At 38.3% G+C, this 10,870-nt stretch carries 11 protein-coding genes and 3 tRNA genes; 4 read left to right on the forward strand and 10 right to left on the reverse strand.

The features are described from left to right. Nucleotides 1-24: 24 nt before the first annotated feature. The gene (locus ACQKNC_RS20915) at nucleotides 25-2,418 is read right to left on the reverse strand and encodes a SpoIIE family protein phosphatase (RefSeq protein ID WP_427426655.1); all 2,394 of its coding nucleotides are present in this window, start codon (nucleotides 2,416-2,418) and stop codon (nucleotides 25-27) included. 676 nt (nucleotides 2,419-3,094) lie between these two features. Here ACQKNC_RS20915 and ACQKNC_RS20920 point away from each other — a divergent pair. The 3 genes from ACQKNC_RS20920 to ACQKNC_RS20930 all read left to right on the forward strand — a co-directional run bounded on the left by ACQKNC_RS20920 (nucleotide 3,095) and on the right by ACQKNC_RS20930 (nucleotide 3,333). Further along, nucleotides 3,095-3,169, forward strand: a tRNA-Gly gene (locus tag ACQKNC_RS20920). Nucleotides 3,170-3,179: 10 nt separating this feature from the next. Next, nucleotides 3,180-3,256: transfer RNA gene (locus ACQKNC_RS20925), tRNA-Met, on the forward strand. Between the two features lie 5 nt (nucleotides 3,257-3,261). After that, a tRNA-Glu gene (locus ACQKNC_RS20930) sits at nucleotides 3,262-3,333 on the forward strand. A 108-nt stretch (nucleotides 3,334-3,441) separates the two neighbouring features. On the opposite strand, the gene ACQKNC_RS20935 is transcribed toward ACQKNC_RS20930, so the two are convergent. Next, a complete protein-coding gene (locus ACQKNC_RS20935; protein ID WP_427426656.1) occupies nucleotides 3,442-3,594 on the reverse strand; it encodes a hypothetical protein in 153 nt (50 codons plus the stop codon). 205 nt (nucleotides 3,595-3,799) lie between these two features. On the opposite strand from ACQKNC_RS20935, the gene ACQKNC_RS20940 reads away from it, so the two are divergent. After that, entirely contained in the window at nucleotides 3,800-4,051 is a 252-nt protein-coding gene (locus ACQKNC_RS20940; protein WP_427426657.1) for a hypothetical protein, read from the forward strand. A gap of 189 nt (nucleotides 4,052-4,240) precedes the next feature. Here ACQKNC_RS20940 and ACQKNC_RS20945 read toward each other — a convergent pair whose 3' ends face one another. The 8 genes from ACQKNC_RS20945 to spoVT form a co-directional block, all read right to left on the reverse strand. Beyond that, entirely contained in the window at nucleotides 4,241-4,669 is a 429-nt protein-coding gene (locus ACQKNC_RS20945) for a S1 domain-containing RNA-binding protein (protein WP_004229154.1), read from the reverse strand. 133 nt (nucleotides 4,670-4,802) lie between these two features. Beyond that, nucleotides 4,803-5,267: an FtsB family cell division protein gene (locus ACQKNC_RS20950; protein WP_427426658.1), complete on the reverse strand. Its 465-nt coding sequence runs from the start codon at nucleotides 5,265-5,267 to the stop codon at nucleotides 4,803-4,805. 17 nt (nucleotides 5,268-5,284) lie between these two features. After that, a complete protein-coding gene (yabQ, locus tag ACQKNC_RS20955; protein ID WP_427426659.1) occupies nucleotides 5,285-5,776 on the reverse strand; it encodes a spore cortex biosynthesis protein YabQ in 492 nt (163 codons plus the stop codon). Beyond that, complete coding sequence (gene yabP, locus ACQKNC_RS20960) at nucleotides 5,773-6,072, reverse strand: sporulation protein YabP (protein WP_004229167.1); 300 nt, start codon at nucleotides 6,070-6,072, stop codon at nucleotides 5,773-5,775. Before yabP ends, yabQ begins: the two co-directional genes overlap by 4 nt. Before the next feature lie 248 nt (nucleotides 6,073-6,320). Next, nucleotides 6,321-6,611, reverse strand: a complete 291-nt coding sequence (locus ACQKNC_RS20965) for an RNA-binding S4 domain-containing protein (RefSeq protein ID WP_068986595.1) — start codon at nucleotides 6,609-6,611, stop codon at nucleotides 6,321-6,323. A 4-nt stretch (nucleotides 6,612-6,615) separates the two neighbouring features. Further along, on the reverse strand, nucleotides 6,616-8,076 hold the full coding sequence (gene mazG, locus ACQKNC_RS20970) for a nucleoside triphosphate pyrophosphohydrolase (RefSeq protein WP_427426688.1): 1,461 nt from the start codon (nucleotides 8,074-8,076) through the stop codon (nucleotides 6,616-6,618). A 9-nt stretch (nucleotides 8,077-8,085) separates the two neighbouring features. After that, on the reverse strand, nucleotides 8,086-9,708 hold the full coding sequence (locus ACQKNC_RS20975) for a putative polysaccharide biosynthesis protein (RefSeq protein WP_427426660.1): 1,623 nt from the start codon (nucleotides 9,706-9,708) through the stop codon (nucleotides 8,086-8,088). Between the two features lie 271 nt (nucleotides 9,709-9,979). Next, nucleotides 9,980-10,516, reverse strand: a complete 537-nt coding sequence (spoVT, locus tag ACQKNC_RS20980) for a stage V sporulation protein T (protein ID WP_427426661.1) — start codon at nucleotides 10,514-10,516, stop codon at nucleotides 9,980-9,982. Nucleotides 10,517-10,870: the final 354 nt, after the last annotated feature.

A 10,870-nucleotide genomic window follows, 5' to 3' on the forward strand; every position in this document is an offset into this window, starting at 1 on the left:
TTCTCCTCCCCTTTTCGTTTTCTATTATGATGAATTGCTCATAGAGTGTTGAACTGGCCTGAACACAGCCCATGTAGGTACAACATGTGTAACTTCTAGCATCAATACTGTGCAATCGTCGTCAATGTCATAGTAAGATTGGAATGACTGCATAATCGTTGTTAGTTTTTCCTGTATGGTTTTAGTAGTGCCTGCTACCTGCTGTGCATACGCTAAAAACGCCTCTTCCTGCTCGTCCCAATCATCAACACTTGAAAACAATCCATCAGAGTGCATCAAAATCACATCGCCCGCTTTAAGCTTTCTTTTCTCAGCCTCGACTGCTGAAATGGATAAAAAACCTACAGGGGCTGCATTGCTCTCAACCTTCAGCACCTCTTTCCCACGTAAAATATACGTAGACATTCCTCCAGCCTTCCATGACCATAAATCACCGTGTTGTAAATCGACAAGTGCAAAATCAAGCGTTGCATACATATCATTTTGTTGCTTTAAGGACATGACATAATGCAACGTATGCATCGCAGTCTCTGGGTTCATATTGTAATTTAAACATTCCCGCATTAAATGAATTAGCTTTCTGCTTTCATGTTGTGCTTCTTTACTCTGACCCATACCATCTGACAATAAAATTGCAAATAGTCCAGGATGTAATTGAAATAATGCATGGGAATCACCAGAATATAAAGTCGCATCTTTAGACATGCTATATATATCATACTCTACTTCAAAGCTAATAGCTGATCTAAAGCTTACTTGAATGTGACGAAATGGAATATCACACGCTACTACTTTTTCAATTTCAAATGGTTCTTCAAAAATATCATATAAAATCGGTAGTATCATCCGTTCAGCTAATGTTGTGTCTTCCTCCCAATTGACTCTCGCTGGTGCTAAAGCGCAGACAATTTTCCGTGCTCCAGGCTTATTACTTAGCACATCTAGCTGAAAGCATTCAATATGTGCATCCTTTAATCGTTGGGTAATGTCCTTTTCCACACTAACGAATGAAATAGTCTCTTCTTTCATCTCCGCTATTAATTGATTTAGATGATTGCTCATATCGCGTAGCTGAAGCGCAATCATTTTCTTACCATGAAAGTACTGTCCATTAATACGTTCTCTATACAACTCTGTTTCCAATTCTTCGAAAATTTTCGTTGATTTTACACATTTATAGCGTATTTGTTCTTCGACACGATGAAGAGAAGAATCCTTCCCAACACCCTTCATATGAAACCAGTCTGTCATCAGCTTGTCCATTCCGTTATTTTGCGCTCCCCAACAGCGATCATAACGGAAACAACTTAAGCATGTATTCATCGGTGACACTTCTTTCGCCTCTTCTATAGGGGCTGTCATAAAGCGCTCAAACACAAGCTCCTTCATAAATTGTACAAAGTGCTGAAAATGCTCTAATTTAAACGCAACATGCTCTGTTAACCAATTTTGACGGGCGAGTAAGACCTCCTCGCGCTGCGGAAACAACTTGTCCCGCACCTTATCAGAATATTTTTTCGGGATAGTTAGAAATACAATACTCCCCGCAGCAATCGATGTAAAATAAACACTATCTAACGGCAATGTTGCATCGTAAAATAAAAAAAACACACTTGGCAAAATACTGCCAATTGCTACACCAAATCTTCCAGCACGAGCTCCCATCCCCGCACACAATCCTGTTAAGGTGGCTACAGACAGCATACCCGTAAATGAAAGTTTTGCAATACCAATGAGAGTCCCGAGCACAGCGCCGATAACTGTCGCTAATGGCACACTCCCTACTAATGCTCCAAAGCAAATTAATAGTTGTAATAAAAAAATGGGGAGTGAAAAATAGCTAATGACAACTGTTTGCATCCCTGTAAGCATAGCAGCGAATACAACTAATCCAGATCCTAGCTTCTCATAAGTCCAATGACTCGTAAACCATTCATATGAATTGACAAACAACACTTGCATAAACAGCGTCATAATAAGAGCTAATGCCGCTTCACAGCCTACATAAAATTGCACAAGCACCGGTGGTAAGCCTTGATACATAACTCCCTGCCACATTATTTGTACAAGCAGTATGGCTAAAGAAACTGCTATACTCTGTGGAAGCTGCCAATAACGGAAGCGCATGATACATTCATACATAACGATTTGCAATGCTAAAATGAAGACTTGTCCAAGACCAAGGAAAAAACATCCAATTAAACTACCAAACAAAACATATTTGGCATATTCTTTATACTTCGTTCGAATAATTGCCCAAAAAGGAACCGAGAAAGGTACTGCCGCTTCAAATACAACAGACTGGGCTAAAAAAAAGGATGTTAAAAAAAGTAGAGAGCCGATTAGCAATTGCTTTTTTTTCACTCCCAATTTTGGGCCGTCTACATTTGCTGTGTTATACCATTCAATACTCGTCAATTCACTATCCCCTTTCTATCTTCACTTTTGGAGCTATTATAAGAAATTATGTGCGGAAAGATTGTCTGACGGTGACAGAAAAAAATATAAAAATTTCGACGAATACATATGCATAAATACGAGAAATGGCAACAATTTCTACAAAAAGTATAAGCCGTACTAGATTAGAAACGTTTCCTTCAATGTAATCGGTTTTTAAATAACAGAAAATTCCCTCAACTCAGTTTCGTTGTCGTTACATATACACTTTACAAAATCTATACCATAAGAGGTCTAGTGCCCTTTCATCCTTTCTTTTTCATTGATCGACGCCCCCTATTTCGTCAAAATGCTATAGTCAGCAGTTAAGCCGATACTTTTCTACTTAAGAACAAAAAGTTTGATAAATTTCCCATCAAATAGGTTCTTCACCATAACGTATATCAATTACGCCTCGGCGTCATTACGTCCGGAGGCTTGATCTTCATTCAGTAGGTGTGTGGAACACCCATTGAAAGGGAGCCACATCCGCATTCATCTCACCGTCTTCAAAGGTGAGAGTCTTCTATTGAATGAAGATAAATGGTATACGTTTTAAATAATTAATAAAACCATATATTTTTATTAAATTTTTTTAAAAAACCACTTGACGTTAGTAACAAAGGCTTGTATTATTTAACTTGTTGTTAAAAAAAACGCGGAAGTAGTTCAGTGGTAGAACACCACCTTGCCAAGGTGGGGGTCGCGAGTTCGAACCTCGTCTTCCGCTCCATAATCTTAATGGCGGCCTAGCTCAGCTGGCTAGAGCGTACGGTTCATACCCGTAAGGTCGGGGGTTCGATCCCCTCGGCCGCCACCATAGTAGGCCCCTTGGTCAAGTGGTTAAGACACCGCCCTTTCACGGCGGTAACACGGGTTCGAATCCCGTAGGGGTCATCTCAAATAGGCGTCTCAGAATTATTTCTGAGGCGCCTATTTTTTTGCAGATTAGTGTGCAATGACCATTAAAGTTTTAAAGTTGGATACTAGAAATATCGTAATTATTTATTTTTTACTGTCTGAGCCCCTGGAGTAACCAGTAAAAGAACGTCCTGCGATAACGGCATCGTGACCAATTTCCCGTTGTCGCTGCCGCTTCGCTTTCGCACAGACAAACACCGTTGTTGCTGTCGCTACGTTAGCACTTCGCTTTCGCACAGACAAACACCGTTGTTGCTGTCGCTACGTTAACACTTCGCTTTCGCACCAAAAAACTTATTACTTGCTCCTAGCGGCTTATCAGACGCTCCTTAGAAAATCCCCAGTCAAAACGGAAATAACCCCACGCACGTTATGGAGATGAGCTAAAAAATATGGCATACTAATAATGAAAAGAGCGTGTTTACTAGGAGGTTTTTTTCTTTTGGGTTCATTAACTAAAGCTGCTTTAATTTGTGGAAGTGGCTCTATGATTATTCTCATATCCATTCTTATTAATTTACCATTCGCTGTACAAATATTTTTACTCCTCACCGGACTAGCGGTTAGTGTATACGGGGTGTTTTTACTTGTCAATATGGTTGTTAATCCAGCCGAAAAGTCTTCAGAAACACTTACTGAACAAGCATCTATACCAGCTCCTAAAAAGAAAAAAAGACCAACATCCACGTTGTAGGAAGATTCTTATACCCTTACTAGAAAAGGGATTATGACTTCCAACTAGACGAGATGTATGTGGTGTCCATTTTCTATGAAGTTTTTGGGGAATATATTATTCAAGCATTTAAAAAAGGGATTAGCTTTATAACAAGCTAATCCCAACTCTATTTCACACACTTTTTCTACGATTAAAACAGTCAGCAAACTACCCTCTTCTAGCTCCGCGACCACCGCGTTTTGACTCTGTAGCACGTTTAAGTGTTGCTAGACGTTCATCACTATCTTTTAAGAAACGTGCCATTTTTTGCTCAAAATTCTCTTTCGGTTGATGACGCTCGTTGCGATCATTAGAACGATTATCGCGACGTGGACGTGCTGGACGCTCTGGTCTCTCTGCTTGAGGCTTTGCTTTACGGATTGAAAGACCGATCTTTCCGTCCGCTTCAACATTCATCACTTTTACTTCAACTTCATCTCCAACTTTTAGATGCTCATTGATATCTTTTACATAATTATCAGCAACTTCACTGATGTGTACTAAGCCTGTTTTGCCATCTGGCAGCTCAACGAATGCTCCAAAATTTGTGATTCCTGTTACTTTACCTTGTACCTTGCTGCCTACTTCAATTGACATAAAAAAAATGCTCCTCCTTAAAAATTAAGCGACTCATTTGAGTCATGTAATCAATTTAATCAAACTTTTTACTACATTAGTTTCTCTTTTCATTATATATAACAAAAAAAGAGTGTCAACAATACATAGCTTTTCAGTCGTCTTTTTTACCTTCCTTTTCTGATTTGCTGTCTTTTTTACCTTTTTTTTCTGGTATATCGCCTTTTTTATCTTTTTCATCCGGTATAATGAAAATTACTTCACCTTTTTCGGATAAGAAATAATCTTTGCGTAATAGCTTTGCGATATACTCATCATCCTCTAACTGTTTGATTTTAAGATTTAACGAATCTCGCTCTTCTTTCAATTCAGAAAGATGCTGATTTGCCTCATCCTTTTTCCGCTCTTTTGCAGCTAGTGTCTCATTTTGATTCGAAATTATATTTAAGAGAAAGGCAATAATAACGACTGGTACAATCGCAAAAAAGGCAATACGGCGCATTTTCCGTTTCCGCGCTTGAATTTTACGATTTATAGCTTTATCCGTGTTACGGACATAGTCATTATCAAGTTTAGTATAGTTTTGTTGGCCATCATTTGATGAACGACGTTTAGTCATGCCCGTACCTCCGAAAATTATTGTTGTCTTTTATTATACTTGATAAATCGAAATTTTTTTAAAAAAGTGTTGGACAAATACGAATAAATTTTGACAAAAGGTCTTAAAACAAAAGCTCCAATACTTATTAATATTTTAAAAATTTGTCGAATGATAGCACTTATTAATCGTATGATAAACCACAATGGTCTCCATGTTATATTCACCAAAACCCTTGCGATGAAACGTAAAATTGTTTGGAAAAATGTTTGATACAAAAAAATTCCGGCTATTTGCGCTAGCGGGTCATAAGCCCGCCAAGCGCCATCTTTTAGCCAAAATAATAAATAGTATGTCAGACCTCCGAGTAGAATCCAAGCGAGTAATTCAAATACCATCATCCATCTTCGAAGGCTTGACCTTTTTGGAGTCGAAAAAACAATGAGCCTTACACTATCAATAATGAACCCGACTGCTATACCGCTCAAAACCATGACTAATAGCTGAACAAATTGTTCGCTAACAATCATCCAAACAACTTATGAAGGAAACCTTTCGAGAAGCCACTTTCCTCCTCGTCGTACTGCAAAGTTTTTACAGTTCCTTCAAGTGTCAATAACCCTTTGTCAACATCTAAATGAACGATATGCAGTTCTTCTCCACGGATTAACAAATGCCCTTGGGACGTCTTGATGAAAAACTCTTCCTGATCAAAGCGTTCAATTGATTTTACAGAAGTCATGTCCATTCTTTTACGATTACGAATCGTTAAAATATGCTCTCCAGATGGAATTGTGTAACGGTTACTTTCTTGATGTAGCGTCATTTTCTTCCTCCTTTAGTCGTCCTAGCTTCTGTTCACTTTATGCGGACAACCTTAAAAGCATGACAACTTTATTAAAGTTGTCCACTTTTATCTCCACAAAGCACATTTATGTCAAAAGCCAAGCGACTACTTCAGAAGACTTCTACGTTATTATTGGTGAGATACTGTTAAGACAGAAGTCTCCCACCTAAATAGGCGTTGAGATGAATGTGGGTTTCCGGACGCAATTATGCCAAGGCATAATTGATTTAGTCCTCGTCATCAATAAATTCAGGCTCAATTTTTTCAAGACGCTCTTCTTTCAAAATAGTAAACATTTTTGCGGCATCTTCTTTTTTCACAGTGTCACGTAATTCTTCTACACGTGCTGTCACAATTTTTTGACCAAAACGAATGGCTAGCTCGTCGCCGGCTTTAACAGCACTACTAGCTTTTGCAACCTTACCATTTATCGTAATACGACCTTGGTCTGCTACTTCTTTCGCTAATGTGCGGCGTTTAATTAAACGTGATACCTTTAAAAATTTATCTAATCGCATATTTTTACTCCTTTTCTAGCTTCTTCGCTTCATTCCAAAAAGCATCTAATTGTTCTAATGTGTATTCAGAAAACGGCTTTCCACTTTCCTTAACCTTTGCTTCTACATAACCAAAGCGTCTCGCAAACTTCTCATTAGCATGTAACATAGCCTCTTCAGGAGATAGCTTGTAGAAACGTGCTAAATTCACAAGTGTGAACAAGACATCTCCAAATTCATCAAGACGTGACGCATTTGTACCTTTCGTCACCTCATTACGAAATTCTTGCCATTCCTCCGCAAACTTGTCCCACGCACCATCCACATCGGGCCAATCAAACCCTACTTTTGCAGCTCTTTTTTGATAATTATATGCTGTTTGTAGAGCAGAAGACGCCCGGTACTCCTCTTTCAATAGCGGTTTATCACTTATACCCTTTTCTTCCGCTTTTATAACTTCCCAATTGGCTACAACACCCTCTGCATCTTCCACCGATACATCTCCAAATACATGCGGGTGTCGACGAATCATTTTTTCGCTTATTGAAGCTAATACATCTTCCAATGTAAAGTAACCTTGATCTTCTCCGATTTGTGCATGAAGGAATACTTGTAATAGTACATCTCCAAGCTCCTCGATCATTGCAAAGTCATCCTCTGCATCTACCGCCGCCAAATATTCGTGCGCTTCTTCTAGTAAATATTTTTTCAGTGATTCATGTGTTTGCTTTTGGTCCCACGGACAGCCATTCGGGCCTCGTAAAACAGCAATAATTTGACGGAAAGTTGCCCAGTCTCGTAAAGCGTCCTCTTGTGATTTCACAGGTGGCACATATACCGTTGTTAAATTGTCCACCTCAACGCTTTGGTCGAGCTCATATAGTGGTACTGTCACTAACTTCTCCTGTGACGAGCCCGCTGCTGTAACGACTGTAACAGGGTATTCGTCATCGTATTTCTCCATCAACGTTAACTTTACTTCTGATGCACTAAATGTATCGTATACTTGGGCTATTAAAATATGTTGACGCATATTAATGTCATGCATAGAAAAGCTAGTGCCATCCAGCAGTTGAAAACCCTCAATTGGGTCGATTTTCAACGCACCAAATATTGGATCTAAGAAACTTTGCCCACCTTCAATGACTAATTTTACTTTCCCTTCATCCGCAGCAGCAATAAGCAATTGTACAGTCTGCTCCGCAACAAGAGGATGTCCTGGCACAGCGTACATTACATCTTCAATTGCCGCAGCAGACACAAGCTTTTCTGCAATTTCCTCATATACAGGCTGGAATGAATTATGTTTTTCATAGACTGCATCGAAGCTTTCAAAATGCAAGCCCTCAGCTGATAATTCTTCTAATACAGGATGATCCACTGTACGAACATATAATTTTCTAGCGGCTTTTAGCTTTTTATAGACACCCATTTGCAGTTGATTAAAATCACCCGCACCTAGACCAATAACTGTTAAAGTATTCAATAAATCCACCTACTTCTTCCGATTTAACCATAATTGATAAACTACCATCTTGCGACCAAACGGTAGTAAGTACCACTCTTTTTCGGCTAGCACTCGTAACTTAGTAACTACTGTAATCATTACAAATGCACCTAAACACACGGCTGAAATACCCGATACCACCGCGACAAATCGAGGTGATAAAAATTGGTTTAATAACGATGGTATAAACTGTAACCAAACTAGCACTACAACTGCCATGCTGAGTGATGCAATTCCAACTTTTTTGTAAAAAGTGGCTGGTGCTAATTGAATTGCTGTCATTTTCTTTAAATAGAAAACAAGCATAATAGCAGTAAACAATAGACCGACATTGTTAGCAATAGCCGCACCTAACACACCAAATAAACTAATTGTCAGCACATTCAATATTATTTTTAACATAAAACCTATAATCAAAAATAAAGCTGGCTTTTTTAATTTTCCATAGCCTTGCAGAATAGCTGTAAATGTCAAAATAATCGACAAAGGCACAATTTGTAACACATATACCATAAGTACTTCCGACAGCGCATCTGTTTTAAAGAGCATTGCATTAATATAAGGCATAACGAGTATTAAACCTAGAGATGCTGCCCACCCAAATAATACAGATGCTCTATACGTTAGTTGTATAAACGGAATTGCACTACGGCCTTCCTGCTTTTTGGACATATGTGCGACAAGAGGCACAATAGCAAGTGAAAGCGAAGAAGCAATGACAACTCCAAGCTGTACCAATGGCTGCCCACGATCATAAACACCTTTTGTTTCCTTAGCTACCGTCTGATCCATTCCACCTTCTATTAATAGTGAATAAATCGAAAAGGAATCAACTAGCTGATAGCCAAGTAACAACAGGCCACTCATGCTTATACTTAAACTTAACAATGTGACCTCTTTAATGATGGGAAAACTTTCGATACGTTGCTGTTGTTTCTTACTTTCAAATAAACCAAAACGTTTTTTAAAGATAAACGCAAGTAATATAAAGCCTACAATTTCTCCAACAACCGTACCTATAATGGCCATTTGCCCAGCACTATATAGTGATTTTGTCGTCTTCATAATGATAAATGTACCTGCTAAAATAACAGATACTCTCACAGCTTGTTCAAGAACTTGAGCGTAAGCAATTGGCTCCATAATACCTCTTGATTGGAAGCCACCCTTTAAAATAGCATGCGCTGGCATGACAAGAACTATCAAAGAACCAGTCCGTATTAAAGGTGCAAGTTGAGTATCGCCCATTAGCTGTGCAATTATTTCAGCACCAGCAAATAAAACAACAAAAAACAATACCGATAGAACTGTTAAATAACGAAAAACAATACGCATAATTGCGCTTCGTTTCTGATTTCGCTCTAGTGGGTCTAAAATACAATCATTATCTGCAAGCATTTTAGAAATAGCTACCGCAAAGCCACTAGCTGTCCATACGACAAAAATGGATATAACTGGATACACCTGCTGATATATATAAAACCCTTCATCACCAACAAGATTTTGAAAAGGCACACGATAAATTGCACTAAGAACCTTCACTATAAGAGCAGCAATTGTAAGTAAGGCCGCGCCTTTCATGTAGCTTTTCATGCCAAAACTTTCCGACATAAATTGCCCTCTTTCCTTCTTTAACAATGCCAATAGTATAGCATATCCAAAAGTTTGACGCGCTCGTAAGCACCACCATCAATTTCGTCACTGAAAAGGACACATTCGCATTCATCTCGTCACCTTTAGAGATGGGAGTCTTCTGTGCTGACGCTTTGCTTTCTCTACACAAAAAAATTGCTGAAAGAACATAACTATTCTTTAGACAACTATGTATAAAAAAAAGTTATTGTTCAGCCTAAAAGGTCAGCGCAATAACTTTCAATTCTCATCAACTATTCATTTGTTTAGCTAAGAAGTTAGCAGCTGTTTCCGCAACTTTCACTTCAACTTCACCGACAAAATGCACCTTAGATAAAACGATAATACAGCCGATCGGATCACCATTTACCATAATAGGCGTTGCACAATAAGATTTTACTTGCTCATATTGCCCAGGAACAATCTCGATAGTTGTTTCCATTTTTTCTATTTTTGTTGAACGCTCGTCCATAAAACCTTCCGCAAAGGATGTAATACGACGATTAATATACTCTTTTTTACCAATTCCTGCGACAGCAATTACTTCATCTCGGTCGGTTACAAATGCTGGAGTACCTAATGTTTCATATAATGTTTCTACATATTCTCTTGCAAATTCTCCCAAATCGTTAATCGGAGAATATTTCTTTAAAATTACTTCACCTTCACGGTCTGTATAAATTTCAAGCGGGTCACCCTCACGAATACGTAGCGTCCTACGAATTTCTTTTGGAATAACCACACGCCCTAAATCATCAATACGACGAACAATTCCTGTTGCCTTCATTCTTAATGCCTCGCTTTCGCTACAATGAAATTTTTATTCAACTATAGTATGGTTTTTTAAGAAGCAATCTATGCAAAAACTGAAGAAAAAGGATTTCACAGCCAACAATATTTTTCAAAATGCCCTTAAAAGCCAAGCAATTGTGCTTCAATACTTTTAGCATGTAGAATTTTAACTTCAATCAACTTATCTTAGATTAACCATAAAAACATTTTTTATAAATGATTTATAAAAAAAATTTATTGAGCAATAATAATAATCCAACTTTTGCTACCTAGTCAATGAGCCAAAAGAACAGTTTTCTAAAGATGTTATCACAGTTCATGATACTTTTAACCTTCATCCCTTTACCCG

This window comes from Lysinibacillus sp. NPDC094177, assembly GCF_050279145.1.
Classification (GTDB): domain Bacteria; phylum Bacillota; class Bacilli; order Bacillales_A; family Planococcaceae; genus Lysinibacillus.

Excerpts from the sequence above, each read along its gene's own strand:
- yabP (WP_004229167.1), bottom strand. The coding sequence starts at position 6,072 with ATGACGCTACATCAAGAAAGTAACCGTTACACAATTCCATCTGGAGAG.
- ACQKNC_RS20945 (WP_004229154.1), bottom strand. The coding sequence starts at position 4,669 with ATGTCAATTGAAGTAGGCAGCAAGGTACAAGGTAAAGTAACAGGAATC.
- yabQ (WP_427426659.1), bottom strand. The coding sequence starts at position 5,776 with ATGATTGTTAGCGAACAATTTGTTCAGCTATTAGTCATGGTTTTGAGC.
- ACQKNC_RS20950 (WP_427426658.1), bottom strand. The coding sequence starts at position 5,267 with ATGACTAAACGTCGTTCATCAAATGATGGCCAACAAAACTATACTAAA.
- ACQKNC_RS20965 (WP_068986595.1), bottom strand. The coding sequence starts at position 6,611 with ATGCGATTAGATAAATTTTTAAAGGTATCACGTTTAATTAAACGCCGC.
- spoVT (WP_427426661.1), bottom strand. The coding sequence starts at position 10,516 with ATGAAGGCAACAGGAATTGTTCGTCGTATTGATGATTTAGGGCGTGTG.
- ACQKNC_RS20975 (WP_427426660.1), bottom strand. The coding sequence starts at position 9,708 with ATGTCGGAAAGTTTTGGCATGAAAAGCTACATGAAAGGCGCGGCCTTA.